General features: G+C 70.9%; 25 protein-coding genes and 1 tRNA gene. 9 read left to right on the top strand and 17 right to left on the bottom strand.

The annotated features are described in order from the left end of the window. Positions 1–7: 7 nt before the first annotated feature. The gene (locus tag RPQ07_RS29770; protein ID WP_313947299.1) at positions 8–1,033 is read left to right on the top strand and encodes a PAC2 family protein; all 1,026 of its coding nucleotides are present in this window, start codon (positions 8–10) and stop codon (positions 1,031–1,033) included. A 120-nt stretch (positions 1,034–1,153) separates the two neighbouring features. Here RPQ07_RS29770 and RPQ07_RS29765 read toward each other — a convergent pair whose 3' ends face one another. From RPQ07_RS29765 to RPQ07_RS29745, 5 genes are all read right to left on the bottom strand, one after another. Further along, positions 1,154–2,128, bottom strand: coding sequence for a superoxide dismutase (locus RPQ07_RS29765; protein ID WP_313947298.1), 975 nt, complete (start codon positions 2,126–2,128; stop codon positions 1,154–1,156). Between the two features lie 158 nt (positions 2,129–2,286). Continuing rightward, the gene (gene mshC, locus RPQ07_RS29760) at positions 2,287–3,516 is read right to left on the bottom strand and encodes a cysteine--1-D-myo-inosityl 2-amino-2-deoxy-alpha-D-glucopyranoside ligase (protein ID WP_313947297.1); all 1,230 of its coding nucleotides are present in this window, start codon (positions 3,514–3,516) and stop codon (positions 2,287–2,289) included. 122 nt (positions 3,517–3,638) lie between these two features. Next, positions 3,639–4,457, bottom strand: a complete 819-nt coding sequence (locus RPQ07_RS29755) for an SCO1664 family protein (RefSeq protein ID WP_313947296.1) — start codon at positions 4,455–4,457, stop codon at positions 3,639–3,641. Next, a complete protein-coding gene (locus tag RPQ07_RS29750; RefSeq protein WP_313947295.1) occupies positions 4,421–5,011 on the bottom strand; it encodes a DUF3090 domain-containing protein in 591 nt (196 codons plus the stop codon). The genes RPQ07_RS29755 and RPQ07_RS29750 overlap by 37 nt, the downstream gene beginning before the upstream one ends. 96 nt (positions 5,012–5,107) lie before the next feature. After that, positions 5,108–5,794, bottom strand: a complete 687-nt coding sequence (locus tag RPQ07_RS29745; RefSeq protein ID WP_313947294.1) for a histidine phosphatase family protein — start codon at positions 5,792–5,794, stop codon at positions 5,108–5,110. Between the two features lie 59 nt (positions 5,795–5,853). Here RPQ07_RS29745 and corA point away from each other — a divergent pair, with 59 nt between their 5' ends. Next, the gene (gene corA, locus RPQ07_RS29740) at positions 5,854–6,882 is read left to right on the top strand and encodes a magnesium/cobalt transporter CorA (protein WP_313949077.1); all 1,029 of its coding nucleotides are present in this window, start codon (positions 5,854–5,856) and stop codon (positions 6,880–6,882) included. Between the two features lie 117 nt (positions 6,883–6,999). Here corA and RPQ07_RS29735 read toward each other — a convergent pair whose 3' ends face one another. Both RPQ07_RS29735 and RPQ07_RS29730 read right to left on the bottom strand, forming a co-directional pair. Continuing rightward, a complete protein-coding gene (locus RPQ07_RS29735) occupies positions 7,000–7,785 on the bottom strand; it encodes a ferritin-like domain-containing protein (RefSeq protein ID WP_313949076.1) in 786 nt (261 codons plus the stop codon). 253 nt (positions 7,786–8,038) lie between these two features. Then, a complete protein-coding gene (locus RPQ07_RS29730) occupies positions 8,039–9,088 on the bottom strand; it encodes an LLM class F420-dependent oxidoreductase (protein ID WP_313947293.1) in 1,050 nt (349 codons plus the stop codon). Positions 9,089–9,219: 131 nt separating this feature from the next. Here RPQ07_RS29730 and RPQ07_RS29725 point away from each other — a divergent pair, with 131 nt between their 5' ends. Both RPQ07_RS29725 and RPQ07_RS29720 read left to right on the top strand, forming a co-directional pair. Then, positions 9,220–10,203: an aldo/keto reductase gene (locus RPQ07_RS29725; RefSeq protein WP_313947292.1), complete on the top strand. Its 984-nt coding sequence runs from the start codon at positions 9,220–9,222 to the stop codon at positions 10,201–10,203. Beyond that, positions 10,200–12,461, top strand: coding sequence for a helix-hairpin-helix domain-containing protein (locus RPQ07_RS29720; RefSeq protein WP_313947291.1), 2,262 nt, complete (start codon positions 10,200–10,202; stop codon positions 12,459–12,461). The genes RPQ07_RS29725 and RPQ07_RS29720 overlap by 4 nt, the downstream gene beginning before the upstream one ends. Positions 12,462–12,539: 78 nt before the next feature. Here the strand turns inward: RPQ07_RS29720 and RPQ07_RS29715 are convergent, their stop codons facing one another. Next, positions 12,540–13,199 (bottom strand): hypothetical protein, encoded by a 660-nt coding sequence (locus RPQ07_RS29715; RefSeq protein ID WP_313947290.1) that lies wholly within the window; start codon positions 13,197–13,199, stop codon positions 12,540–12,542. Between the two features lie 47 nt (positions 13,200–13,246). Between RPQ07_RS29715 and RPQ07_RS29710 the strand changes: the two genes are divergently transcribed. Next, positions 13,247–13,435, top strand: a complete 189-nt coding sequence (locus tag RPQ07_RS29710) for a DUF5703 family protein (protein WP_005319466.1) — start codon at positions 13,247–13,249, stop codon at positions 13,433–13,435. A gap of 87 nt (positions 13,436–13,522) precedes the next feature. On the opposite strand, the gene RPQ07_RS29705 is transcribed toward RPQ07_RS29710, so the two are convergent. From RPQ07_RS29705 to RPQ07_RS29695, 3 genes are all read right to left on the bottom strand, one after another. Continuing rightward, on the bottom strand, positions 13,523–14,221 hold the full coding sequence (locus tag RPQ07_RS29705) for a chaplin (protein WP_313947289.1): 699 nt from the start codon (positions 14,219–14,221) through the stop codon (positions 13,523–13,525). 140 nt (positions 14,222–14,361) lie between these two features. Then, positions 14,362–14,595, bottom strand: a complete 234-nt coding sequence (gene chpH / locus RPQ07_RS29700) for a chaplin ChpH (protein ID WP_313947288.1) — start codon at positions 14,593–14,595, stop codon at positions 14,362–14,364. 166 nt (positions 14,596–14,761) lie between these two features. Further along, positions 14,762–16,087 carry a M20/M25/M40 family metallo-hydrolase gene (locus RPQ07_RS29695; RefSeq protein WP_313947287.1) on the bottom strand — a complete coding sequence of 442 codons (1,326 nt, stop codon included), beginning with the start codon at positions 16,085–16,087 and terminating at the stop codon, positions 14,762–14,764. 185 nt (positions 16,088–16,272) lie between these two features. Between RPQ07_RS29695 and RPQ07_RS29690 the strand changes: the two genes are divergently transcribed. Together RPQ07_RS29690 and RPQ07_RS29685 are read left to right on the top strand one after the other, a co-directional pair. Continuing rightward, positions 16,273–16,360 (top strand) — tRNA-Leu (locus RPQ07_RS29690). Positions 16,361–16,453: 93 nt separating this feature from the next. Then, positions 16,454–17,383 carry a pseudouridine synthase gene (locus RPQ07_RS29685; RefSeq protein WP_313947286.1) on the top strand — a complete coding sequence of 310 codons (930 nt, stop codon included), beginning with the start codon at positions 16,454–16,456 and terminating at the stop codon, positions 17,381–17,383. On the opposite strand, the gene RPQ07_RS29680 is transcribed toward RPQ07_RS29685, so the two are convergent. The 4 genes from RPQ07_RS29680 to RPQ07_RS29665 all read right to left on the bottom strand — a co-directional run bounded on the left by RPQ07_RS29680 (position 17,368) and on the right by RPQ07_RS29665 (position 21,603). Next, positions 17,368–18,006 carry an MBL fold metallo-hydrolase gene (locus tag RPQ07_RS29680; protein ID WP_313947285.1) on the bottom strand — a complete coding sequence of 213 codons (639 nt, stop codon included), beginning with the start codon at positions 18,004–18,006 and terminating at the stop codon, positions 17,368–17,370. The two genes, RPQ07_RS29685 and RPQ07_RS29680, sit on opposite strands and share 16 nt — an antisense overlap. Then, positions 18,006–19,091, bottom strand: coding sequence for an S-(hydroxymethyl)mycothiol dehydrogenase (locus tag RPQ07_RS29675; RefSeq protein ID WP_313947284.1), 1,086 nt, complete (start codon positions 19,089–19,091; stop codon positions 18,006–18,008). The genes RPQ07_RS29680 and RPQ07_RS29675 overlap by 1 nt, the downstream gene beginning before the upstream one ends. 123 nt (positions 19,092–19,214) lie before the next feature. Continuing rightward, positions 19,215–20,675 carry an amino acid permease gene (locus RPQ07_RS29670; protein ID WP_313947283.1) on the bottom strand — a complete coding sequence of 487 codons (1,461 nt, stop codon included), beginning with the start codon at positions 20,673–20,675 and terminating at the stop codon, positions 19,215–19,217. 226 nt (positions 20,676–20,901) lie between these two features. Beyond that, positions 20,902–21,603, bottom strand: coding sequence for a FadR/GntR family transcriptional regulator (locus RPQ07_RS29665; protein ID WP_313947282.1), 702 nt, complete (start codon positions 21,601–21,603; stop codon positions 20,902–20,904). A gap of 131 nt (positions 21,604–21,734) precedes the next feature. On the opposite strand from RPQ07_RS29665, the gene RPQ07_RS29660 reads away from it, so the two are divergent. Together RPQ07_RS29660 and RPQ07_RS29655 are read left to right on the top strand one after the other, a co-directional pair. Continuing rightward, positions 21,735–22,244, top strand: coding sequence for a gluconokinase (locus RPQ07_RS29660; protein WP_313947281.1), 510 nt, complete (start codon positions 21,735–21,737; stop codon positions 22,242–22,244). 177 nt (positions 22,245–22,421) lie between these two features. Continuing rightward, the gene (locus RPQ07_RS29655) at positions 22,422–23,819 is read left to right on the top strand and encodes a gluconate:H+ symporter (protein ID WP_313947280.1); all 1,398 of its coding nucleotides are present in this window, start codon (positions 22,422–22,424) and stop codon (positions 23,817–23,819) included. 37 nt (positions 23,820–23,856) lie between these two features. Here RPQ07_RS29655 and RPQ07_RS29650 read toward each other — a convergent pair whose 3' ends face one another. Then, on the bottom strand, positions 23,857–24,522 hold the full coding sequence (locus tag RPQ07_RS29650) for a cytochrome b/b6 domain-containing protein (protein WP_313947279.1): 666 nt from the start codon (positions 24,520–24,522) through the stop codon (positions 23,857–23,859). Then, positions 24,464–25,129 (bottom strand): molybdopterin-dependent oxidoreductase, encoded by a 666-nt coding sequence (locus tag RPQ07_RS29645; RefSeq protein WP_313949075.1) that lies wholly within the window; start codon positions 25,127–25,129, stop codon positions 24,464–24,466. The genes RPQ07_RS29650 and RPQ07_RS29645 overlap by 59 nt, the downstream gene beginning before the upstream one ends. Positions 25,130–25,249: the final 120 nt, after the last annotated feature.

Raw genomic sequence — 25,249 nt, 5'->3', positions numbered from 1 at the left:
GCACTGGGTGATCGAGCTCGAGGCGGTTCCCGAGCTGATCGACCCGGTCATGGTGGCCGCGTTCGAGGGCTGGAACGACGCCGGCGACGCTGCCTCCACCGCGGTCGCACATCTGGACCGGGAATGGAAGGGCGAGGTGTTCGCGGCGCTCGACGCCGAGGACTACTACGACTTCCAGGTCAACCGGCCCACGGTGTGGCTGGACGGCGGAGTACGGAAGATCACCTGGCCCACCACCCGGCTCTCCGTGGTCCGTATCGGCGGCGACAAGCCGCGCGACCTGGTTCTGGTCCGCGGCATCGAGCCGTCCATGCGCTGGCGCTCGTTCTGCAACGAGATCCTGGGCTTCGCCCATGAGCTGGGCGTCGAGATGGTGGTGATCCTGGGCGCGCTGCTCGGCGACACCCCGCACACCCGGCCGGTGCCGGTCAGCGGCATCACCTCGGACCCGGACCTGGCCAGAACCATGGACCTGGAGGAGACCAGGTACGAGGGACCGACCGGCATCGTCGGCATCCTCCAGGAGGCGTGCACGCACGCGGGCGTGCCGGCGGTGAGCCTGTGGGCCGCGGTGCCGCACTATGTGTCGCAGCCGCCCAACCCCAAGGCCACGCTGGCCCTGCTCAACCGGCTCGAGGACCTGATCGGTCTGCGCATCCCGCTCGGTGAACTGGCCGAGGACGCCCGGGCCTGGCAGCTCGGTGTCGACCAACTGGCAGCCGAGGACAGCGAAGTGGCGGAGTACGTCCAGACGCTGGAGGAGGCGCGCGACACCGCGGAGCTTCCCGAGGCGTCCGGGGAGGCGATCGCCCGCGAATTCGAACGGTATCTGCGGCGGAGGGACGGCGGTCCGGGCGGTCTCGGCCCGGCGGCCGGTCCGGGTCATGCGACCGAGGGCGGCGACAGCGGTTCCTACCTGCGCGACCCGGGCGGGCGTACGCGACCGCCGAAGCCGCCGCGCGCGGAGCCGGAGAGCGAGGCGTCCGGCGATTCCGACGCGGACGGCGACGAGCCGGAGTCCTCGGAGGACTGACCGGCGGGCGGGCGCCGAAGCCCGCGGCCGGACGACACGGGGCAAGGGTCCGGGGCGGCGCTCATCGAGCGCCGCCCCGGACGTGTTCAGTGTTCCGTGTTCAGTGTTCGGGCTCCGTGCTCAGCGTCCGACCCGGTCCACAGCGACCACGTCGTACGGGGTGTCCGGGGTCGGCTGGGCCACGTCGAAGCGGGCGTTGGGCAGATAGATCCGGTCGCGCCACACGGCGGCCGTCGTGGGGACCTTGAAGCCCGGATCGGTGATCCGGGCGATCACCCGCCCGCTGGTCCCCGACTCGTTCAGCTTCAGGACCGCGATCGTGTTCAGCCGGTTCTGTACGACGTGAAGAAGGCGGCCGAGCAGCAACAGCCCGTCCGCGTTGGGCAATGGGGTCCCGCCGAGGTCCACGCGGCGCGCCACGCCCGTGCGCGGGTCGACACGCATCAGGGAGCCACCGCCCACCGCCTGATTGACCATCAGCAGCGCCCGGCCGTCCGGGGTGCGGGAGATGCCGTTGGCCGTGAGCGCGGCTCCCTGCACCCAGTCACCGCCGAGCGGCACCGTGGTGATCGCCTCACCCGGTTCGTCGCGCGGGCCGAGCGGGAGCCGGTAGAGGTTCGGCTTGAAGGAATCGGTGAAGTAGGCCGCCCCCGGTGTGAGCACCACATCGTTGACCATGGTGCCCTCCGATCCGACACCGAAGGTCCGGAGCAGCGTTCCTCTGCGGGCGTCGGCGATCCGGATCTCCCGGCTCACTCCGCCGCACAGGAACAGCAGCCGTTCCCGTCGGTCGATCTTGAGCCCGATCACCGGATGCGCGGCGCCGAGGCCCTGGCTGACGATCCGTCCGCGGCCGGTGGCGAGGTCGGCGCGGTAGACGGAACCGGTCGCGATGGAGCCGATCCAGGCATACGGACCGGCCCCGATGGTGATGCCCTCGGGACGGAAGCCGTTCGGCAGGGGGAAGGTCTCGGGCCATGGCCGGCCTGCGTGTTCGGCGGCGCGGGCCGGGCCGGCGAGGGGGCTGAGGAGAGCCGCGCCACCGAGCGCGGCCGCGGTTCGGAGAACTCTTCTTCGTGCGAAGGAGCGGGTCATCGTGCGTCCTTCCGACAAGTGTTCTGCAGAGGTCTCCACCTCAGCACAGAGCCGCCCCACTGCGCAGGAGCGCGGCACACATGCGGACGGGCGCGTTCAGGCCGGGGACCTGAACGCGCCCGTGGGGCGGACGTGCCGGATGCGGCGGAAACGCCGTACTACAGCGCGACGCCCAGCAGGGCGTCGACCGTGCGGGAGACGAGCCCGGGCGCGCCCTCGTCCGTACCGCCCTCGGACCGCTGACGCTCGGCCCAGCGGTCGACGGCCCGCAGCGCGGCGGGGGCGTCGAGGTCGTCGGCGAGCGCCTCGCGGATCTCCTCGACGAGCGCGTCCGCGGACGGCCCGTCGGGCCGGGACACGGCGGCCCGCCAGCGGTCGAGCCGCTCCACGGCCTCCCGCAGGACCTGGTCGGTCCACTCCCAGTCGGCGCGGTAGTGGTGGGCGAGCAGGGCGAGCCGTATGGCGGCCGGGTCGACCCCGTCGCGGCGCAGCTTGGAGACGAAGACCAGGTTGCCCTTGGACTTCGACATCTTCTCGCCGTCGAGCGCCACCATGCCCGCGTGCACATAGGCCTGGGCGTAGGGGTGTTCGCCGGTGAGCGCCTGGGCGTGGGAGGCGCCCATCTCGTGGTGCGGGAAGGCGAGATCGGAACCGCCGCCCTGCACGTCGAAGCCCATGCCGAGGTGGTCCAGGGCGATCGCGACGCACTCGATGTGCCAGCCGGGCCGACCGCGGCCGAGGCTGCCGCCGTCCCAACTCGGCTCGCCCTCACGGGCGGCCATCCACAGCATCGGGTCGAGGGGGTTCTTCTTGCCGGGGCGGTCCGGGTCGCCGCCGCGCTCCGCGGAGAGCAGCCGCATGGCTTCGGCGTCGAGGTGCGACACCTCACCGAAGTGCGGGTCGGCCTCGACCGAGAAGTACGTGTCGCCCTCCAGCTCGTAGGCAGCGCCCGCGTCGCGCAGACGCTCGACGAGCGGGACGATGCCCGGTATCGCCTCGACGGCTCCGACGTAGTGGCGCGGCGGAAGCATCCGCAGGGCGGTCATGTCCTCGCGGAACAGCGCGGTCTCGCGCTCGGCGAGCTCGGTCCAGTCCTGCCCGTCGCGGACGGCGCGCTCCAGGAGAGGGTCGTCCACATCGGTGACGTTCTGGACGTAGTGAACCTGCCGCTTGGTGTCGAGCCACACGCGCTGAACGAGGTCGAACGCGTTGTAGGTCGCCGCGTGACCGATGTGGGTCGCGTCGTACGGCGTGATGCCGCAGACGTAGATACGGGCGACGGGACCGGGGGTGAGCGTCACCAAACCGCTGGTCGTGGAGTCGTGGATCCGGAGGTCGCGGCCCTTGCCGGGCAGGGCGGGGACCTCAGAAGCGGGCCAGGCATGCATGTCATGAGCCTAACCGGACGGGAGTTCCACATACGAACCGGATCACGCAGGTCGACCGGTTCCCGCGGTCCTGCGGGACCCGGCGGACCACGGCCGCGGACGGGCGGCCGCGGTGGGCGGCCTCAGACCGGCGGCCACGGGATGGCGGGCCACTCCCCCGACGGCACCGGGTGTCTGCCCGACGCGATCAGAGCCGCCACCCTCGCCCGTACGGAATCGACCTCCGCCGCCGTGAGCAGTTGCGCCAGCCGGGTGACCAGCGGCTCCCCGTCGGCCAGGGCGGGCGCCAGGGCGGTGAGGGCCTCCAGGGCCTCGGGCGCCAGGGGCTCGCCCGCCCAACCCCACAGCAGGGTGCGCAGCTTGTCGTCCACGTTGAAGGTGACGCCGTGGTCGATCGCGTAGAGCACGCCGTCGGCCGTCGGCAGCAGATGCCCGCCCTTGCGGTCCCCGTTGTTGATCACCGCGTCCAGCACGGCCAGGCGCCGCAGCCGCTCGTCGTCCGCGTGGACCAGCAGCGCGGTCCGCCCCTCGCCGACGTCGGCGAAGCCGACCGCCTTCCAGCCGTCCCCCGGCTCCTCCTCCTCGACGAGCGCGAGCAGGGCGGCGGAGGGGTCCGCCTCGATCCAGAGCTGGACCATGCCCTGTCCGTACGGGCCGTCCCGCAGGACGGTGGGCGGTACGAGGGTCCATCCCAGCGCCTGGGAGATCTCGTAGGCGGCCACCTCGCGCTGCGCCAGCGTGCCGTCGGGGAAATCCCACAGAGGCCGCTCGCCGGCGACCGGCTTGTAGACACAGGACGCCGTCTCGCCCTCATAGGAGACGGAGCAGAACAGCACCGCGTTGGACGCCTCACGGACCCGGCCGCACACGGTCAGCTCACCCTTGGTGAGCAGGTCGAGTGCGGTCACGCTCCGCGGCGGTATCCGTTCTGGCGCGGACATACGTGTCCCTCCGGGTCGAGCGGCAGACTGCACAGCGGGCACGGCGGCCGGCCGGCGTTCACCACGTCCAGCGCGCGCTTGGCGAAGGCCCTGGCCTGCGCCCCGGTCAGCCGGACGCGCAGCATCGGCGGACCGTTCTCCTCGTCCTGGAGCAGCCGCTCCTCGGCCTCCGCGAGGTCCTCCTCGGAGTCCGCGTCCAGTTCGACGAGCGCCTGGGCCTCGACGATCATGCGCTGTTCCTCGCCGTCCCAGGCGAGCGCCATCGTGCCGACCCGGAACTCCTCCTCGACGGGGGCGTCCAGCGGCGCGGTGTCCGAGACGTCGGCGGGGGCCATGGCCGGCACCGGGGCATTGCCCCCGGTACGGCGTACGACCTCGTCGAGCAGCTCATCGATCCGCTCGGCGAGCGCGGCGACCTGGGTCTTCTCCAGGGCCACGCTCGTGGTGCGCCCTGCGGCCGAGGCCTGCAGGAAGAACGTACGGCGTCCAGGCAGCCCGACCGTACCGGCCACGAACCGGTCCGGCGGGTCGTAGAGGAACACCTGACGGGACACGTTCTGTCTCCCTCGAGAACTCGGGAACGATCGGGGTGGGCGGACGGTGCGCGGGCACACGGGTTTTCAGCCCGTCCACCCTACTGCTCCGGGCGATCACGGGGCGCCCGCGCCGCCTCCTACAACCGCGGTCCCGTCTCCGGCGTTCCCGCGCGGTGCCAGCGAGCCGAAATCACCTGTGTCACCGAGACGCAGAAGAAACGGCCTTGTACGGGTGTAACGGATCGCTGTCACGGAACACGGTTCCACATGGATCCGCTGGAAAAGATCGAGATGCATGCCGAGCGCGTCCGCGACCAGCGCCTTGATGATGTCTCCGTGAGAGCACATCACATAGGTGGCGTCCTCGCCGTGCGCCTCGGCGACACGCGCGTTCCAGTCGCGCACGGCGTCGACGGCCCGCGCCTGCATGGCCCGCATCGACTCACCGCCCGGAAACGCCGCCGCCGAGGGGTGCTGCTGCACGACCTCCATGAGCGGCTCGTCGGCGAGCTCCTTGAGCTTGCGGCCCGACCAGTCGCCGTAGTGGCACTCGCCGATCCGCTCGTCGGTCTGGAGCTCGAGACCGGGGCGTGCGTCCAGCAGCGGCCGGAGCGTCTGCTCACAGCGTTCCAGGGGGCTGCTGACGGCCGCGGCGAGCGGTACGTCGGCGATCCGGGCGGGCAGCGCGGCCGCCTGTGCGGAGCCGCGTTCGTCGAGATGGACGCCGGGGGTCCAGCCGGCGAGCACCCCAGCGGTGTTGGCGGTGGATCGGCCGTGGCGTACGAGGATCAGCGTGACCATGAGCGCCAGCCTAGGCGGACTGTGGCCAGAGGGTGCGCCGGGGCGGCTCGCACGGAAGAATACGCGCCGTGATCGTGGACTGCGCCATCTACCGGGAAGGGCGCCGCACCGAGGGCCCCAAGGACTTCTCCGACGCACTGGACGAGGCACGGGCCATCGGGGACGCCTTTGTGTGGATCGGCGTGCACGAGCCCACGGAGGAGGAGTTCGACCTCGTCAGCAGCGAGTTCGGGCTGCATCCGCTGGCGGTCGAGGACGCGCTGAAGGCCCATCAGCGGCCCAAGCTCGAGGTGTACGACGACTCGCTGTTCATGGTCCTCAAGCCGGTGGTCTACGAGCCGGAGAGCGACTCCGTCGACACCAGCGAGCTCATGATCTTCATCGGCGACTCCTTCGTGGTGACGGTCCGGCACGGCGAGGGCGCCCCGCTGCACGACGTGCGGGAGCGGCTGGAGGCCGATCCCGACGTGCTGAAGCACGGCCCCACCGCGGTCCTGTACGCCATCAGCGACGCCGTCGTCGACCACTACATCGATGTGGCCGCCGAGCTCCAGGTGGACCTGGAGGAGATGGAGACCGAGGTCTTCGCGCCGACCGGCAAACCGGCCGGCAAGGAGGCGGGGTCCTCCGGATCGGCCGTCTCTCCCCCGACCGCGGCACGGATCTACACCTTCAAGCGGCAGGTGCTGGAGTTCCGGCGGGCGGCCGCACCCCTGTCGGCCCCGATGACTCGCCTGGCGAGCGCGGGGGTGCCCTTCGTGGAGAAGCGCTCGCAGCCCTTCTTCCGGGACGTCAGCGACCATCTGACACGCGCCAACGAGCAGGTGGAGGGGCTCGACCGGCTGCTGTCGGACGTGCTGGCGGCCCATCTCGCGCAGACGAGCGTGCGCCAGAACGACGACATGCGGAAGATCTCGGCCTGGGCGGCGATGGCGGCGGTGCCCACCATGGTCGCCGGCATCTACGGCATGAACTTCGAGCACATGCCGGAGCTGGGCTGGACCTGGGGCTATCCGGCCGTCATCGCCCTGATGGCGGGCGCGGTGGTCGGGCTGTTCCGGCTGTTCAAGCGCCGCGGCTGGCTGTAGCGGCGCTCGACAGGCGGGGAGCGTGCCCCTGGGACGTGCGCTCCCGGCGGACCGGATGCTCTCGGCGGACCGGATGCTCTCGGTGGGCCGGGTGCTGTCGGCGCGGACCGGGTGCTGTCAGTAGGCCGGCGCGGCGGTGGGCGGTCCGTCGAGCGCGCCCCGTCGCGTCGGCATCCGCAGGCCGACCATCTTGTGCCAGCCGCCGAACCGCTCGTACGCGTACATGCCGTGGATGCCCGCGGCGAGCGCGGCGGACTTGGCCCGGGGCCAGTGCAGCAGCCGCCCCATGTGCCCCATCACGGCGAGGCTGACGTCGCGGTACACCGCGATCTCGGCGAGGGCGCTCTCGCGCAGGACGCCGTGGATGGTGCGGCCGTGGCCCTCCGCGGCGAGACGGAGCAGTTCCTCGTGGCAGTACGCGAGGTGGTTGTCCTCGTCGTCGCAGATCATCCGGATCGCCTTGCCGAGCTCCGGATGGTCCCCGAAGTACTTGACCAGCATGTCCATCTGATCGGCCGCGCGCTGCTCGGTGACCCGGCTGTGCGAGAGGTAGACGACGATGTCCTCCTCCGTGAGGGGCTCGTCGCGGCGCAGCTTCTCGTGGGTGAGACCGATGCCCCGCTGTTCGAGCAGCATCGTGTAGTCGGTCTCGGGCGGGACGGGGACGGCTTCGAGCCCGCGCTTCTTCAGCAGGGCCTGGAAGATCCTGCCGTGCTTGTCCTCGTCGGCGCCGTGCCGGGTGATCTTGGGCGCGAGGGCACGCATGCTGTCGGGTACGAGGGCGGCGATACGGGCGTTCTCCCAGCCTCCCTGGGCCTCGCCGCTGGCGGCGATGGAGCAGAAGAGCTGGAAGGAGTCGTCGTCGTCGATGATTTCCTGGAAAAGGCTCCGAGCCGAGAGCATCACTGCCACCTCCTGAAGGTGTCCGCAAAGAACGAGTCAAATGCGGTACGGGAGGCGAGGCAACAGCTGGGTCGCGCAACTGCGCCGAACGGAGGACATGCGGGCCCGCAAGAAGAGGGAGTAACCATGGCCGCCTGTTCGGCGTTGTGTGTACGACGGCCGTGGCGGGGAAGACCCCCGAGCCCCCACCACGGCCGCAGAACTTCTCTCCCGGGCCTCTCGGCCGGTCCCTGGGCCCGGTCCCGGAAAGCGACTACGCGAGGCCCGCGCGCTCCAGGGCTTCGGTGCCCGCCCGGAGCGCGGTGATCCGCTCGTCGAGCGTGAAGCCGGCCGGTGCGAGGGTCAGCGTGGTGACGCCGGCCTCGTTGTACGCCTGCATCCGCTCGGCGATCCGCTCCACCGACCCGAGCAGCGTGGTGGAGTCGATCAGCTGGTGCGGCACGGCCGCGGCCGCGCCCTGCTTGTCACCGGACAGGTACTTGTCCTGGATCTCCGCGGCTTCCTTCTCGTAACCCATGCGCTGCGCGAGCTGGTTGTAGAAGTTCTGGTTGCGGCTGCCCATGCCGCCGACGTACAGCGCGGTGTAGGGACGGAACATGTCGGCGAGGCCGTTGACGTCGTCGCCGATGGCCAGCGGGAGGGTCGGGCAGACGTCGAAGCCCTCCATGGTCTTGCCGGCCTTCTCACGGCCCGCGCGCAGATGGCGGATCGCCGTCTCCTCGAGGTGGTCCGCGGAGGGGAAGATCAGCAGCGCGCCGTCCGCGATCTCACCGGTCTGCTCCAGGTTCTTGGGGCCGATCGCTGCGATGTAGAGCGGGATGTGCTCGCGCTTGGGGTGGACCGTGAGCTTGATCGGCTTGCCCGGTCCGTCGGGCAGCGGCAGGGTCCAGTGCTCGCCCTCGAAGGACAGACGCTCGCGGGACATGGCCCGGCGGACGATCTCGACGTACTCACGGGTGCGGGCCAGCGGCTTGTCGAACTTCACGCCGTACCAGCCCTCGGAGACCTGAGGTCCGGAGACGCCGAGTCCGAGACGGAAGCGGCCGTCGGAGAGGGAGTCGAGGGTGGCCGCGGTCATGGCCGTCATGGCGGGCTGGCGGGCCGGGATCTGCATGATCGCGGAACCGACGTCGATGCGCTCGGTCTGGGCGGCGACCCAGGTGAGGACCGTGGGCGCGTCGGAGCCGTACGCCTCGGCGGCCCAGCAGACGTCGTAGCCGAGCCTGTCGGCCTCCTTGGCGACGGCGAGGTTGTCGCCGTCCATCCCCGCGCCCCAGTAGCCGAGGTTGATGCCGAGCCGCATAACCGCTCCCTCTTACTGATCAGTAACGTCCCTGTTCCGGGGGACTCTAGCGCGGGTCCCCGCGATCCGTCAGGGGGAGGTTGTCCACAGGCTCTCTCAGGGTGGGCCCATGGCCAGTAATCTCAGCGCCCATGGAACAGAGGCATCTCGGCCGGACCGGCCTGCGTGTGTCCCGGATAGGGCTGGGCACCCTCACCTGGGGCCGGGACACCGACGAGCACGACGCCGCCGACCAGTTGAAGGCGTTCTGGGAGGCGGGCGGGACGCTGGTCGACACCGCCGATGTGTACGGCGGCGGGGATGCCGAATACCTGCTGGGGCAGTTGGTCGAGCGGCTCGTGCCCCGGCGCGATCTCGTGATCGCGACGAAGGCGGGGAGCGTTCCCGACCCCGACCGCCGCTTCGACGGCTCGCGCGGACATCTGCTCGCGGCGCTGGACGACTCGCTCCAGCGGCTCGGCACGGACTACGTCGACCTGTGGCAGGTCCACGCCTTCGACCCCCGGACGCCACTCGACGAGACGCTTCAGGCGCTGGACATCGCGGTGAGCAGCGGCCGGGCACGGTACGCGGGCGTGTCGAACTTCTGCGGCTGGCAGCTGGCGAAGGCGGCGACCTGGCAGCTGTCGGCGCCTGGCATGCGGACGCGCCTGGCGAGCACGCAGATGGAGTACTCGCTGCTGCAGCGAGGGGTCGAGCGGGAGGTGCTGCCGGCGGCGCTCGACCTGGGTGTGGGGCTGCTGCCGTCGTCGCCGCTCGGCCGGGGCGTGCTGACCGGGAAGTACCGGCATGCGACCCCGGCGGACTCCCGTGGCGCATCGGAGCAGTTGGCGCCGTTCGTCGAGCCGTATCTCGACGAGGCGGCAGACAGCATCGTGGACGCGGTCGTGACAGCGGCCGACGGTCTGGCGGTGACGGCGCTCCAGGTGGCGCTCGCATGGGTGAGGGACCGGCCGGGAGTGGTCGCCCCGATCGTCGGCGCGCGCAACGCGCAGCAGCTCACGGCCGCATTGTCAGTGGAGACGCTTACGCTTCCTGACGAGATCTGCCAGGCGCTCGACGATGTGTCGGCGCCCGTGCACCGCTATCCCGACCAGGACTGGAGCACGCTGTGACCGCGCCTTCCGAGGGGCCGCAGCCCCCCACAGCCGCTGAGGAGCAGGCTGGCCCCCCGGCCGAGGACCGCGCCGCCGAGACGGCCGCGGACGGCACCACTGCGGTCGGCGAAACCGCGGACGGCACCGCTGCGGTCGGCGAAACCGCGGACGGTGGGGCGGACGGCGACGCCGAGGCCGAGAGCGCGTCCGAGGACGGGCAGCCCGCGTCGGGTACCGCCGGGACCGGCGCCCCCGGCACCACCGACGGCGAGGAGGCCGCCAAGCTGTCCGAGGCCGAGGCCGAGCTCGCCGCACAGCGGGAGTTGCGGGCCCGCATCGAGCAGCGGAAGGCCGAGAAGGAGGGGCCCATCCAAAGCGGCACCAAGCTGAGCGGCCAGACGGCCGATCTGCTGGCGGCGGTCCGTGCCGTGGAGAGCGGCGAGAAGCCGAGCGGCGCGTTCTTCGACTCCCCCGGGTCCGGCGAGGGGTCCGCGTCCGACACGGCTCCGCGGCGTCCGGCTCCCGGTCCGACCGAGCCCGTCCGGCCGCGGATCCCGGGACCGCAGACCGGCCGCCGGGCCGCCGCCCCCGAGACGGTGGAGGCCGTCAGGGCCGTGCTCGTCGAGGGCGGTGCGCCCGAGACGCTCACGGCCCAGGTCGCGGAGTCGCTCGGGGAGCAGGCCGCCGCGATGCTGCGAGAGAACCCCTGGCAGCTGCTGTCGGTGTCCGGCGTACGGCCCGAGCAGGCCGACGGGTTCGCGCGGGCGCTGCTCGGCGACGGGTGCGGCCCGGGCGACGAGCGGCGCACGGCCGCCCTCGTCACCTGGCAGCTGGAGCGGGCCGCACTGCTCGGGCACACCGCGCTGGAGTCCTCGGCGGTGCGCAGCGCGCTGGCCGAGCGGTCCGTGCCCGACCCCGACGATGCCCTTCAGCAGGTCATCGCCGAGGGCGCGGTGCTGGTGTTCCAGGACGGCGTGCCGCAGGAGGGCGAGGACGAGGGCGAGACGGAGACCGAGTCCACGCCGGGTGAGGAGTCCGCGGAGCAGGCCGTGCCGGTGCTGCTCGGCCTCGACCGGTACGCACTGGCGGAGGAGAGCCTCGCGGACAGCCTGGCCCGGCTGGCCAAGACCGGCGCCGACGCCCGGTGGGAGGCCGCCGAGCCGACGGATCTGGTCCGGGCCGTGGCGGCGAGCGGTCTGGTGACCCACACCGGCGGCGAGGCGTCCCGCGCCGAGCCGGCCCGGCTCGCCGAGGCCGCGACGGCGCTCGGGCTGCGGGCCGTGGTCGCGGTCCACAGCGAGGACGGCGGCCGACGGCTCGGCGGAGCGGTCACCGTCTCCGGGCTGCTCGCGGGGACGGAGGGCCCGGGCCGCGACCAGGACGGCGCGTTCGCCCTGGATCTGCTGGTCGTTCTGGACGCTCCGCAGCTGGACGTCGAGACGGCGGCGATGCTGGTCGAGTCGATGCCGGACGGCGGGCGGCTGGTCCTCAGCGGGGACCCCGCACTGCTCGCCTCGGCGGGCGCCGGGCGGGTGTTCGGCGATCTGCTCGCCGCTCGCGTCTGCCCGCAGATCGCCTCCCGGACCCCGGACCCGGGACCCATCGGCGAGCTGGTCTCGGGCATCGGGATCGGCGAGCTGAGCCAGGTGGAGGCGCCCGGCAAGGAGGTCGTCATCGTGCCGGTGCGCGACGCCGGCGAGGCCGTCCACCGCACCGTGCAGCTCGTCGCCGACTCGGTGCCGCGCGCCATCGGGGTGCCGCCCGCCGACACCCAGGTGATCACGGTGGGCCACGGCGGCTCGGCGGGCACCCGGGCGCTCAACGCGGCGCTGAAGCAGCGGCTGAACCCGGGCCCGGGGCGGTTCGGCGGCTTCGACCCCGGTGACCGTGTCGCGTATGTCCCCTCCCCCGGCCGTACCCGCCCGGGCACCGTGGTCTCGGCGGACACCGCGGGGCTCCATCTCGACTGCGCGGGCGCGGCGGTGGTCGTTCCGAAGGAGCAGGTCGAGTCGACGGTGCGCCACGGCTGGGCGATGACCGCGCACCAGGCGACCGGGATGCGCTGGCCCGCGGCCGTCGTGGTGCTGCCCGGGGATGCCGCCCAGGGCCTGAGCAGGCCGTGGGTCTACACCGCCTTCAGCCGCGGCGAGCGCCATCTGTCCGTGGTGCACGGCGTGGACCAGGCGCTGCCGCGCGCGGTGGCGGAGGTCCCGACGCAGGAGCGCACGACACGGCTGCGGCCGCTGCTGGAAGGCCTGCTCGCCCCGACTCCCTGAGCGCTCGTGCCGAGGCCCCCTGCCGCAGGACCTGCTGGTCCGCGGAAGGGGGCCTCCTGCGCGCCCGGGCCGGTGGCCTCAGCGCTCCACCTCGTCGAGGTCCTCCAGCTCTTCGCCCAGATCGTCCTCGTCGAAGACCGAGCTGACATCGAACCGGCACACGATCCGCTCGGGAAGCGCCTGCTCGAAGGGGGCGGTGAGCCATTCGCCGGGCTCGGGGACCTCGTCGGAGGCCGACACCCACAGCGTGGAGTCGCCCTCCTCCAGGCCGAACTCCTTGTGCCGGGAGGCGATTTCGTCCGGCTCGTACTCCCCGAAGAGCACTCCGAGGGCCGCGTGCACGCTGGTGCCGACGACCGGCACGTTCGCCGGGCGGTCCTCGTCGGTGTCCACGTCGGCGATGCGCTGTGCCTGGGAGAGCAGCCGCTGCGGCTCCACCACCGCGTAGTCGCGGCGGATCAGCACCGTGAGGGCGTTCGGCTCCTCGGGACCGGCGTACGGCGGCAGGGACTCGTCCGCGGCCGGGATCTCGAAGGGGGTGACCTCGTCGTAGCGGTCGTAGAGGCGCTCGTCGTACGCCTCGGCTGCGGCGGCCAGCTCGTTGAACGCGGTGTAGACGGCAGGATCGTCCTCGCCCGTGCGGTTCTCGACCGCCGCGAGGTGACGGTCCAGTGCGGCCTTGACCGCCTCGGCGGCGGCTCGTACCTCGTCAGCGGTGGGCTGCGCAGCATCAGACATAGTGCAGACGCTATCCGTACCGGGGCTCTGCCCGCACAATAGATGCGATGCCGGAATACGAATTTGTCGACGTGTACGTGCCGCGCGGGGTCTCCCGCAAGGAGGCGACGCGTCTGCTCACCGACCATGCCGAGTACGGACACTGGGAGTTGGACCGACTGAGTCTGCACCGGGACGGCAGTCGCAGAGTGCGGCTGCGCCGGCGCATCATCCGTCAGGTGCGCGCCACCTGGTGACAGCGCGGAGCGGGCCTCGTCGTGACGAGACCCGCTCCGTTTTGTCGTTCCTGCCGTTCCTGCCGTGCTGTGACCGCGTTGCTGCGCCTACGCGGCGGAGCGGGCGCGGCGGTAGAGCACCGCTCCCGCCAGCAGCATGCCCGCGCCCGCCGGGATCAGCAGGTCCATGGCGTCGGTGCCGGTCTGCGCGAGCTCTTCCGCACCTGCCGGGGTGAGGGTCTGCGCGTCGGGACCGTTCCGCACGGTGGGCGGCGGCGCGTCGGCCGGCGGCACGGTGCGGGGCTGACCGGGCGGGTCGACGGTGCCCGGCTTCTCGGGCTTGTCGGGCCCGGGCTTCCCCGGAGTGCCGAGCTCGCTGTCGTTGGCGCAGTCGTTGCCCAGGGCCGGGTTCAGCAGACCACCGATGGTGACGGTGTTCCCGCAGGCGTTCACGGGAATGTTCACCGGGGCATTGATGTGGTTGCCGGAGGCGACACCGGGAGAGTTCTCGGCTCCGCCGCTGCCGTGGGCACCACCCTTGCCGTGCTTGGACTTGGCCGGCCCGGACTTGTTGGCGCATTCGTTGCCGAACACCGGGTTCAGCAGACCGACGACATTGACGGAATTGCCGCAGGCGTTCACGGGAACGTCGACCGGTACCTGGACCGCGTTTCCGGATGCGACGCCCGGAGAATTCGACGCGCCTCCGTGGGCCCCTGCATCCGCGTTCGCGTAACCGCCGCCGAGGGCGAGCACTCCGCCCGCCGCCGCCATGGTGATCAGGCCTTTGCGCGTGACCTGGCGCATAGGTTGAATCCTGCCTTCTTCAGGAATCCCCCGAGCCCTGTGCCCGGGGGCGGAAATACCCGGGCGGTCCCGGAGCGCATGGCGCGCACTCCGGGACCGCCCAGGTTCGAACCTCGACCCCGAGGGGGCGGGTCACAACATCAAGCGTTGACGCAGGTGTTGCCAAAGGCAGGGTTCAGGAGCCCGATCACGGAGACCGTGTTGCCGCACACGTTCACCGGCACGTGGACGGGCACCTGGATGACGTTGCCGGACAGCACGCCGGGAGAGTGCACAGCGGCACCCTGCGCGCCCGAGTCGGCCATGGCCATACCCGCACCAGCGAGCACAAGACCACCAGTGGCAGCCGCAGCAGCGACGACCTTCTTGATCATTATTCCTCCTTGTTGGCAATGCGATCCCAGCCGCGGACCGCACCACCTGTAACGAGGAGAAACCGGCGGGGCTACGAGCCGGATGTTCCTTTCACTCTTTCCAGTCTCGTGCGTACGCACTGACGATTATTGGAGTTTCGTTTCAGCGGACCTCACCCGATCCGGTTCAGCACCGGTCGATGAAACGGTCAAGCACACGCACACCGAACTGCAGACCGTCCACCGGGACGCGCTCGTCCACCCCGTGGAACATGCCCGCGAAGTCCAGCTCCGGCGGCAGCTTGAGCGGGGCGAACCCGAAGCAGCGGATGCCGAGGTCGTCGAAGGACTTGGCGTCCGTGCCGCCGGAGAGCATGTACGGAACGGCCCGCGCGATCGGGTCCTCCGCCTTCAGCGCGACCTGCATCGCGTCCACGAGGTCGCCGTCGAAGCTCGTCTCCAGGGCCTTGTCCCCGTGCACGTCCTCGCGCCGGACGCGGGGGCCGAGCAGCCGGTCGAGATCGGCCAGGAACTCGTCCTCGTATCCCGGCAGGAAGCGCCCGTCGACATGGGCGGTCGCCTGCCCGGGGATGACGTTCACCTTGTAGCCGGCGCCGAGCATGGTAGGGGCCGCGGAGTTGCGCAGGGTCGCGCCGATCATCTTGGCGATGCCGCCGAGCTTGGCGAGCGTCGCGTCCATGTCCTCCGGGTCCAGCGGGGTGCCGAGCGCGTCGGAGAGCTCGTCGAGGAAGCCCCGGACGGTCTTGGTCATCCGCACCGGCCAGGTGTGGCGGCCGAGCCGGCCGACGGCCTCGCACAGCTCGGTGATGGCGTTGTCCTTGTTGGTCATCGAGCCGTGGCCGGCGGTGCCGTCCACGGTCAGGCGCATCCAGTGCATGCCCTTCTGCGCCGTCTCGACGAGGTAGAGCCGCAGGTTCTCGTTGACGGTGAAGGAGAAGCCGCCGACCTCGCCGATGGCCTCGGTGACGCCCTCGAAGAGTCCGGGGTGCTTGTCGACGAGGTGTCGCGCGCCCCAGGTGCCGCCCGCCTCCTCGTCGGCGAGGAACGCCAGCACGATGTCACGCGGGGGCTTGCGGCCGCTGCGCATCCTGTCCCGGATGACGGCGAGCGTCATCGCGTCCATGTCCTTCATGTCGACCGCGCCGCGGCCCCAGACGCAGCCGTCCGCGATCTCACCGGAGAACGGGTGGTGGGTCCAGTCGTCGGCGTTGGCCGGGACGACGTCGAGATGGCCGTGGATGAGCAGCGCGGGCCTCGACGGGTCCTCCCCCTCGATCCGGGCCACCGTGGAGGCGCGTCCCTGGTGGGACTCGAAGATCTGCGGTTCGACACCGACCTCGGCCAGCTTCTCCGCCACGTACTCCGCCGCGGCCCGCTCCCCCGGGCCCGAGTGGTCCCCGTAGTTGCTGGTGTCGATCCGGATCAGCTCACGGCAGAGGTCGACGACCTCGTCCTCGCCCGAGACGGTACGGGCCGCATTCGACTCGCTCACGCTGATTCCTCCCACTGTCGCTGCTGGTGGTTCCCCCTCATCCTCCCGCGCGCGGCCCCGGACCCCAAGGGCGGCTGTCCGCCGTCGCACGGCTTTCGCACGGCCGGGCGGGTGATCGGGCACAGCCGAATGTTTGCTATGGTTTTCCACGTCGGAACGGCCCAGCGCCGGACGGCAGACACCTTGTCCGGGTGGCGGAATGGCAGACGCGCTAGCTTGAGGTGCTAGTGCCCTTTATCGGGCGTGGGGGTTCAAGTCCCCCCTCGGACACCAGCAAAGATCCCCGCGGTTCTCCGCGGGGATCTTTTTGTCTGCGCTCCCCCGGGCGCCGGTTCCGGGACGGGGGGCTGCGCTTACAGTCACCGGGTGAGACGCAGACACAAGGCCCCGCCGTCGCCGCTGCCCCAGCGGGACGGGATCGACCCGGTGCGCCTGCGGCTGCCCGCCGACCCGGACGGCGCCTGGAAGACGGTCCGCGATCATGTCGCGGCGCGGTACGCGGGCGCCGTCGGGACCGAGAAGATCGACGCGCTGTTCCGGGAGGGCCGCATCGTCGGCACGGACGGGCCGGTCGCCGCGGACGAGCCGTACGCCCCGGGGCGGTATCTCTGGTTCCACCGGGACTTCGCGCCCGAGGAGCGCGTCCCGTTCGAGGTGGGGATCGTGCACCGCGACGAGCGTCTGGTCGTCGCCGACAAGCCGCACTTCCTCGCCACCACACCGCGCGGCCGGCATGTCACCGAGACCGCTCTCGCCCGGCTGCGGCGCGATCTCGGGCTGCCGCAGCTGCAGCCGGCCCACCGGCTCGACCGGCTGACCGCGGGCCTCGCTCTGTTCGTCGTGCGGCCCGGGGACCGTGGGGCGTATCAGACGATGTTCCGAGACCGGCGGGTGCGCAAGGAGTACGAGGGGGTGGCGGCCCACGATCCGGCCGTCACCCTGCCGGTCACCGTGCGCAGCCGGATCGTGAAGGACCACGGGGTGATGGCCGCCCGCGAGGTGGCGGGCGAGCCGAACAGCGAGAGCCGGATCGAGCTGCTGGAGCACCGCGAAGGGCTCGGCCGGTACCGGCTGCTGCCGGCCACCGGCCGCACCCATCAGCTCCGGGTCCATATGAACCGGCTCGGGCTGCCGCTGCTGAACGATCCGCTCTTCCCGGTGGTCCGGGAGCCGGGGCCGGACGACTACGCCGAGCCGCTTCAGCTCCTCGCCCGGGTGCTGGAGTTCACCGACCCCGTCACCGGGGAGCCGCTCCGCTTCGAGAGCGGGCTGCGGCTGACTCAGTGGCCCCGCTGAATCCACTCCTCCAGATGCGGCGACTCCTCGCCGACGGTCGTCGGGTCGCCGTGGCCGGTGAGGACCACGGTGTCCGGCGGCAGGGTCAGCAGCCGCTGCCTGATCGACTCGACGATGGTCGGGAAGTGCGAGAAGGACCGGCCGGTGGCGCCGGGGCCGCCCTGGAAGAGGGTGTCCCCGGTGAAGACCGTGGACAGCTCGGGGGCGTGGAGACAGACCGCGCCGGGGGCGTGGCCCGGGGTGTGCAGCACGGTCAGTCCCACTCCCGCGACGGTGAGCGTCTGACCGTCGGCCAGTTCGCCGTCGGGGGCGCGGTCGGGATGCGTCTGCTTCCACAGCGGGAGGTCGTCGGGGTGCAGCAGGATCGGCGCGCCCGTGGCCGCGGCGAGCGCGGGGGCCGCGTCGATGTGGTCGTTGTGGGCGTGGGTGCAGACGATGGCGACGAGCGTGCGTCCGCCGAGGGCCGCCTCGATCGCCGCGGCGTCGTGCGCGGCGTCGATGACGACGGCCTCGGAATCGTCGCCCACGATCCACACGTTGTTGTCGACGTCCCAGGTGCCGCCGTCGAGGGAGAAGGTGCCGGAGGTGACGAGGTGGTCGATCCTGACGTTCGAAGAGGTCATCAGAGCCGCACCACCGAACGCAGCACGTCGCCCTCGTGCATCCGGGCGAAGGCCTTCTCGACATCACCGAGCCCGATGGTCTCGGTGACGAACGCCCCGAGGTCGATGCGGCCCTGCTGGTGCAGATCGATCAGCATCGGGAAGTCCCGGGACGGCAGACAGTCGCCGTACCAGGAGGACTTGAGGGCGCCGCCGCGGCCGAAGACGTCGAGGAGCGGCAGTTCCAGCTTCATGTCCGGGGTGGGGACGCCGACGAGGACGACCGTGCCGGCCAGATCGCGGGCGTAGAAGGCCTGTTGGTAGGTCTCCGGGCGGCCGACCGCCTCGATGACGACATCGGCGCCGAAGCCGCCGGTGAGTTCGCGGATCGCCTCGACGGCGTCGGCGGAGCCGGAGTTGACCGTGTGGGTCGCGCCCATCTTCTTCGCCGTCTCGAGCTTGCGGTCGTCGATGTCGACGGCGATGATCCGGGCCGCGCCCGCGAGCCGTGCGCCGACGACCGCCGCGTCGCCCACACCGCCGCAGCCGATGACGGCGACGGTGTCACCGCGGCCCACGTTGCCGGTGTTGACGGCGGCGCCGATGCCGGCCATCACTCCGCAGCCGAGGAGACCCGCGACGGACGCGGAGACAGCCGGGTCGACCTTGGTGCACTGCCCTGCCGCGACGAGGGTCTTCTCGGCGAACGCGCCGATACCCAGGGCCGGGGAGAGTTCGGTGCCGTCCGTCAGGGTCATCTTCTGGCGGGCGTTGTGGGTGTCGAAGCAGTACCAGGGACGGCCGCGCCGACAGGCGCGGCAGCGGCCGCAGACGGCTCGCCAGTTGAGGATGACGAAGTCACCGGGCGACACCTCGGTGACGTCCGGGCCGACCGCCTCCACGACACCCGCGGCCTCGTGGCCGAGGAGGAAGGGGAAGTCGTCGTTGATCCCGCCCTGCTTGTAGTGCAGATCGGTGTGGCAGACCCCGCACGCCTGCACCTGCACCACGGCCTCGCCCGGACCGGGGTCCGGGACGACGATCGTCTCCACCCGCACCGGTTCGTTCTTTCCGGGTGCGATCACACCTTGCACCTGCTGCGACATCGAGAACCTGCCCTTCTTCGCGCGTCGGTCGACCCCCACTATGGACCGTCACGGCGGCGCTCGGCGACGAGCAGGAGGGGCCCCGCGGAAATCTTCCGCGGGGCCCTCGTGTGCGTGTTCGGCTCAGGCGTCCTGGCGCTCGGCCGCGAGGTCCCTGACCCGGCCGCGGACGACGTACCAGCCGCCGACCAGTGCCGCGGCGATCAGCGGCAGGAACATGACGGTCGTCCGGCCGACGCCGCCGCCCCACCACATCAGGAAGGCCACACCGGCGAGGAAGAGCAGGGTGACGATCTGGGTGTACGGGGCCCAGGGCAGCCGGTACGACGGCCGGGTGACGCGTCCGTCCTGCGATCGGTGCCAGAACAGCAGCGAGCAGAGCATGATCATGCCCCAGGTGCCGAGGATGCCGATCGAGGCGAAGTTCAGGACGATCTCGAAGGCCTGCCCGGGCATGAGGTAGTTGAGGCCGACGCCGAGCACGCCGAAGCCGGCGGTCAGCAGGATGCCGCCGTAGGGGACCTGGCCCTTGTTCATCCGGCCGGTGAAGCGGGGCGCGGAGCCCGCGAGCGCCATGGAGCGCAGGATGCGGCCGGTGGAGTACAGGCCGGAGTTGAGGCTGGAGAGGGCGGCGGTGAGGACGACGAGGTTCATCACGCCGGCCGCGCCCGGGACGCCGAGCTTGTCCATGACGGTGACGAAGGGGCTCTCGTCGCCGGAGTACGCGGTGTACGGCAGCAGCAGAGCGAGGAGCACGACGGAGCCGACGTAGAACAGGCCCACACGCCACATGATCGAGTTGATCGCCTTGGGCATGATCTTCTCGGGGTTCTCGGTCTCACCGGCGGCGACGCCACAGAGCTCGACGGAGGCGTAGGCGAAGACGACGCCCTGGATCACCAGCAGCATCGGCAGCATGCCCACGGGGAAGATGCCGCCGCCGTCGGCGATGGTGGAGAAGCCGGGGGTGTGGCCGTCGACCGGGTGCTGGGTGACCACGAGGTAGATGCCGACGAGCATGAAGGCGACGAGCGCGGCGACCTTGATGATCGCGAACCAGAACTCCATCTCGCCGAAGTACTTCACCGAGATGAGGTTCGCGGTGAGGACGACGGCGAGGGCTATCAGCGCGAGCACCCACTGCGGGACGTCGCTGAACATGGCCCAGAAGTGGGCGTAGGTCGCGGCCGCGGTGATGTCGGCGATGGCGGTGGTGGACCAGTTGAGGAAGTACAGCCAGCCGGCCGCGTAGGCGCCCTTCTCGCCCATGAACTCACGGGCGTAGGAGACGAAGGCTCCGGACGAGGGACGGTAGAGGACGAGCTCACCGAGCGCGCGCACGACGAAGAAGGCGAAGACGCCGCAGACCGCGTAGGCGATGGCGAGCGAGGGGCCCGCTCCGGCCATTCTGCCGCCCGCTCCGAGGAACAGACCGGTGCCTATCGCTCCGCCGATGGCGATCATGCTGATGTGGCGGGACTTCAGGTCCTTGCTGTAGCCGGCGTCGCCGGCGTCCACGTGGGGGGTGCTCGTCGCCGGTACCCCGGCGGCGGGCTTCTCGGCCGCGGTGATGCGGTCACTCATGGAGGGGATTCGCCTTCGTGAGGGGGAAGGTGTGCGGTCCCGGCCGTAGCCGGTGGGGGGGGGTCGTCACCTGGGCGTGGGCCCGACGGCACATCATCAGGGCAACCCTGGGATTTTGGCAGTGGCCTATCTCACGAAGCGATATATCTGAGGTGTTTCTGAGGTTGCAGCAAGGTAAACCAAGGTCATCATCACTCGACGTATGACCCCGGGTTACCGAGGGGCCTCAGGGTGCGAGAACGTCCAGTTCGGCCAGGGCGCCCACCGCGATCTCCCGGGTGATCTCCTCGGCGCGCGCCGCGTCGCCTTCGCGAACGGCCTCGGCAACCTGCACATGCAGGGTCACGGCCGCCGGATCGGGGTCGTCGAACATCACATGGTGGTGCGTACGCCCCGCGAGCACCTCGGCGACGACATCGCCGAGGCGCGCGAACATCTCGTTGCCCGACGCTTCGAGGACGATCCGGTGGAAGGCGATGTCGTGCCGCAGATAGCCCTCGAGCTGGTGGCCCCGGGAGGTGGCGACCATGCCGAGCGCGCACTCGGTGAGGGCGGCACACTGCTCGGGCGTGGCATGGCGGGCGGCGAGGCCAGCGGCGACCGGCTCGACGGCGGAGCGGAGCACGGTCAGTGAGCGCAGCTGGCGCGGCCGGTCGGCGCCGGCCAGTCGCCAGCGGATGACCTGCGGGTCGTAGACGTTCCACTCCTCGGTGGGGCGGACGGTCACACCGACCCGGCGCCGGGACTCCACCAGGTGCATGGATTCGAGGACGCGGACGACTTCGCGGACGACCGTACGGGAGACGTCGAAGCGCTGAGCGACCTCGTCGGTGCGCAAAACGCTGCCCTGCGGGTACTCGCCCGCTGTGATCGCGAGGCCGAGGGTGTCCAGAACATGTGTGTGGAGGCCCCGGCCCGCTGTGGTCATGGGTTCAGCGTACGGGGCAGAGATCGGGAAGAAAAAGTATGACGTTTATGTCTCACACTCTTGAATACGTCGTACCTAATGGGTTTCAGTAGCGCGACGGACCGATGTCGACGAAGACAGCGAGGCAGGCAATGAGCACCCCCCACGTCGTGGTGGTCATGGGAGTGACCGGGACCGGAAAGACCACCATCGGTCCGCTGGTCGCCGAAGCTCTGGGCGTTCCGTACGCCGAGGGCGACGACTTCCATCCCCCGGCCAACATCGCCAAGATGTCGGCCGGCACACCGCTGGACGACGCCGACCGGTGGCCCTGGCTCGACGCGATCGGTCAGTGGGCGCTCAGCAGGGCGGGCAAGGGCGGAGTCGTGTCCAGCTCCGCCCTCAAGCGCGCCTACCGCGACCGTCTGCGCGCGGTCGCCCCGGACGCCGTCTTCCTCCATCTCACCGGTGACCGCGAGCTGATCGAACGGCGGATGACCGAGCGCAAGGGGCACTTCATGCCCACGAAGCTGCTCGATTCGCAGTTCGCCACGCTCCAGCCGCTGGAGGACGACGAGGCGGGCGTCTCCGTCGATGTGTCCGGCAGCCCCGAGGAGATCACCGATCGGGCCGTCGCCGCGCTGCGCCGGCTCGACGCGTGAACATGGCGCAGGAGCACGACGCGTGAGCATGGCGCACGACGCGTGAGCTCAACACCTGTGCGCGGCACGGCGAGTGAGCGCCTGCTCGATGAGTCGGCGCCTGTTCGACGTGTGAGCGCCGCGCCTTCCGTCTCCTCGACCCCCGTCCCCCGACGTTCCCTTCAGTAAGGACCCACCGTGACCAGTCTCAGTGTCGAGATGCTGGCAGCGGACGCCGTCGAACCGATCACCTCGGCAGGCAATGCCCAGCTCGGGATAGCCGTTCTCGCGGGCATCGCCGTCATCGTCCTGCTCATCACCAAGTACAAGCTGCACGCGTTCCTGGCCCTGACCATCGGATCGCTGGCGCTCGGAGCGTTCGCCGGCGCACCGCTGGAAAAGACGATCCTGTCGTTCACCGCGGGCCTCGGCACCACGGTCGCCGGGGTCGGCGTGCTCATCGCGCTCGGCGCGATCCTCGGCAAGCTGCTCGCCGACTCGGGCGGTGCGGACGAGATCGTCGACACGATCCTCGCCAAGGCCAAGGGGCGCGCGATGCCCTGGGCCATGGTGCTGATCGCCTCGGTGATCGGACTGCCGCTGTTCTTCGAGGTCGGCATCGTGCTGCTGATCCCGGTCGTCCTGCTCGTCGCCAAGCGCGGCAACTACTCCCTGATGCGGATCGGCATTCCCGCGCTCGCCGGTCTGTCGGTGATGCACGGACTGATTCCGCCGCACCCCGGCCCCCTGGTGGCCATCGACGCGATCGGCGCCAATCTGGGCGTCACCCTCGCGCTCGGCGTGCTCGTCGCCATCCCGACGGTGATCATCGCGGGTCCGGTCTTCTCGCGGTACGCGGCCCGTTGGGTCGACATCCCGGCGCCCGAGAAGATGATCCCGACCCGTCCCTCCGAGGACCTGGAGCGGCGTCCCGGCTTCGCCGCGACGGTGGCCACCGTGCTGCTGCCCGTGGTCCTGATGCTCGTCAAGGCGCTGGTGGAGATCGTCGTCGACGATCCCGACAACGCTGTCCAGCGGGTCACCGACGTCATCGGCTCGCCGCTGATCGCACTGCTCGCCGCGGTGATCGTCGGCATCTTCACCCTGGGCCGCGCGGCCGGCTTCACCAAGGAGCGGATCTCGACGACGGTCGAGAAGTCGCTCGCCCCCATCGCGGGCATCCTGCTGATCGTCGGCGCCGGTGGCGGTTTCAAGCAGACGCTGATCGACGTCGGTGTGGGCCAGATGATCCTGGACTACTCCAAGGACTGGGCGATCCCGACCCTGCTGCTCGCCTGGCTGATCGCGGTGGCGATCCGGCTGGCGACCGGCTCGGCCACGGTCGCGACGATCTCGGCCGCCGGACTGGTGGCACCGCTCGCCGCCGACATGTCGACGACCGAATCGGCCCTGCTGGTCCTGGCGATCGGCGCCGGCTCGCTCTTCTTCAGCCATGTCAACGACGCCGGATTCTGGCTGGTGAAGGAGTACTTCGGGATGACCGTGGGACAGACCATCAAGACCTGGTCGGTGATGGAGACCATCATCTCGGTGGTCGGCATCGGCTTCGTCCTGCTGCTGTCACTGATTCTGTAGCGGGGATCGAGCAGCGGGACGCCCGAGGGGCCGGCGGTCAGTCGTCGTCCGGATCCCACAGCGGGTGTTCCCGGCGGGCCCACGGGCGTTCGACCGACCCGGTGCGCATGCCACGGCGTGCCTCCGGGTCGGCGAACGCCATGCCGATGTGCCCGATCAGCACGATCCCGATGGCGAGTGCCAGCCAGTCGTGCACAAAGGTGGCGCTCGTACGCCACACCAGCGGCGTGAGATGCGTGAACCACATCATCAGGCCGGTCCCGGCCATGATCAGTACCGCGCCCGCGATCCAGGCGGCGTAGATCTTCTGCCCGGCGTTGAACTTCGCCGCCGGCCGCGACCCGGGACGCGCGTCGCGGCGCCGCACCGCCCGCAGCCACGTGCGGTCGTGCGGCCCGAAGCGGTTGAGCCGGCCGAGGTCCTTGCGGAGCGCCTTCGAGGCGAGGCCCAGCAGGAGCGGGACCGGGATGAGGATGCCCGACCACTCGTGGACGGTCACCACCAGATGGCGGCGGCCGACGAGTTCGGCCAGCTGCGGGACGTAGAGGCAGGCCGCCGTCGCCACGCACAGCAGCATCAGTGCGGCGGTGGTGCGGTGCACCCAGCGCTCGGCGCGGCTGAACCGCCGTACGATCGCGGGCCGTTCAGACGGTGGGTGTGTCGGTGCGGCCGTTGGACCGGCCGACCCAGGCGTCGACGTCATAGCCCCGCTCCTCCCAGTAGCCGGGCCGGACGTCGGAGGTGACCGAGATCCCGGAAAGCCATTTCGCCGACTTGTAGAAGTACATCGGCGCCACATAGAGCCGCACCGGGCCGCCGTGGGAGTGGCTGACCGGCTTGTCCTGCATCCGCAGGGCCACCAGGACGTCGTCCCGGCGGGCCTGCGGAAGCGTGAGGCTCTCGCTGTACGTGCCGTCGAAGCAGGTGAAGCGGATCGCCTTGCCCTCCGGCCGTACGCCCGCCGCGTCCAGCAGCAGTGAGAGCTTGACGCCGGAGAAGGCGGTGTCGGGAACCCGCCACCCGGTGACGCACTGCACGTCGCGCACCACACGGGTCTGCGGCAGACCGCGCAGTGCGTCGAGGGTGTACGTCGCCGGACGGTCGACCAGCCCGTCGACCGTCAGCCGGTAGTTCCGCTCGTCCTTGTGCGGTACGGAGGAGGCGACCGAGTAGTAGCGGAAGCCCCCGCCGTTGGGGAGCAGGCCCGTGAGCCCGGTGGGGTCGTTGTCGGAGGCCGCGCCCAGGAAGGATTCGAGGCCGCGCTGGAGATACGGCGCGGTGGCGACCCCGACGGCACCGAGCCCGAGCATGCCGAGCACCAGACGGCGCCCGACGGGGACGCCCTCGGTGTCGGAGTGTTTGTCGGTCACCCTTCGATTCGAGCACTTGGGGAGCGCGGAAGCCAGGGAAACCCGGATCCGTCAGGGTTT

Source organism: Streptomyces sp. AM8-1-1, assembly GCF_032229325.1.
In the GTDB taxonomy this organism is placed as follows: Bacteria; Actinomycetota; Actinomycetes; order Streptomycetales; family Streptomycetaceae; genus Streptomyces; species Streptomyces achmelvichensis.
The sequence above is the reverse complement of the archived record's forward strand: the minus strand, read 5'-3'. Positions and strand labels throughout refer to the sequence as shown.

What these genes read in the sequence shown, in the direction of transcription:
- RPQ07_RS29675 (WP_313947284.1), bottom strand. Translation starts at nt 19,091, where the DNA reads ATGTCGCAGCAGGTGCAAGGTGTGATCGCACCCGGAAAGAACGAACCG.
- RPQ07_RS29705 (WP_313947289.1), bottom strand. Translation starts at nt 14,221, where the DNA reads ATGCGCCAGGTCACGCGCAAAGGCCTGATCACCATGGCGGCGGCGGGC.
- RPQ07_RS29660 (WP_313947281.1), top strand. Translation starts at nt 21,735, where the DNA reads ATGAGCACCCCCCACGTCGTGGTGGTCATGGGAGTGACCGGGACCGGA.
- RPQ07_RS29715 (WP_313947290.1), bottom strand. Translation starts at nt 13,199, where the DNA reads ATGTCTGATGCTGCGCAGCCCACCGCTGACGAGGTACGAGCCGCCGCC.
- mshC (WP_313947297.1), bottom strand. Translation starts at nt 3,516, where the DNA reads ATGCATGCCTGGCCCGCTTCTGAGGTCCCCGCCCTGCCCGGCAAGGGC.
- RPQ07_RS29680 (WP_313947285.1), bottom strand. Translation starts at nt 18,006, where the DNA reads ATGACCTCTTCGAACGTCAGGATCGACCACCTCGTCACCTCCGGCACC.
- RPQ07_RS29645 (WP_313949075.1), bottom strand. Translation starts at nt 25,129, where the DNA reads ATGCTCGGGCTCGGTGCCGTCGGGGTCGCCACCGCGCCGTATCTCCAG.
- RPQ07_RS29755 (WP_313947296.1), bottom strand. Translation starts at nt 4,457, where the DNA reads ATGTCCGCGCCAGAACGGATACCGCCGCGGAGCGTGACCGCACTCGAC.
- chpH (WP_313947288.1), bottom strand. Translation starts at nt 14,595, where the DNA reads ATGATCAAGAAGGTCGTCGCTGCTGCGGCTGCCACTGGTGGTCTTGTG.
- RPQ07_RS29670 (WP_313947283.1), bottom strand. Translation starts at nt 20,675, where the DNA reads ATGAGTGACCGCATCACCGCGGCCGAGAAGCCCGCCGCCGGGGTACCG.
- RPQ07_RS29765 (WP_313947298.1), bottom strand. Translation starts at nt 2,128, where the DNA reads ATGACCCGCTCCTTCGCACGAAGAAGAGTTCTCCGAACCGCGGCCGCG.
- RPQ07_RS29745 (WP_313947294.1), bottom strand. Translation starts at nt 5,794, where the DNA reads ATGGTCACGCTGATCCTCGTACGCCACGGCCGATCCACCGCCAACACC.
- RPQ07_RS29735 (WP_313949076.1), bottom strand. Translation starts at nt 7,785, where the DNA reads ATGCTCTCGGCTCGGAGCCTTTTCCAGGAAATCATCGACGACGACGAC.
- RPQ07_RS29665 (WP_313947282.1), bottom strand. Translation starts at nt 21,603, where the DNA reads ATGACCACAGCGGGCCGGGGCCTCCACACACATGTTCTGGACACCCTC.
- RPQ07_RS29730 (WP_313947293.1), bottom strand. Translation starts at nt 9,088, where the DNA reads ATGCGGCTCGGCATCAACCTCGGCTACTGGGGCGCGGGGATGGACGGC.
- RPQ07_RS29710 (WP_005319466.1), top strand. Translation starts at nt 13,247, where the DNA reads ATGCCGGAATACGAATTTGTCGACGTGTACGTGCCGCGCGGGGTCTCC.
- RPQ07_RS29650 (WP_313947279.1), bottom strand. Translation starts at nt 24,522, where the DNA reads ATGACGTCGACGCCTGGGTCGGCCGGTCCAACGGCCGCACCGACACAC.
- RPQ07_RS29725 (WP_313947292.1), top strand. Translation starts at nt 9,220, where the DNA reads ATGGAACAGAGGCATCTCGGCCGGACCGGCCTGCGTGTGTCCCGGATA.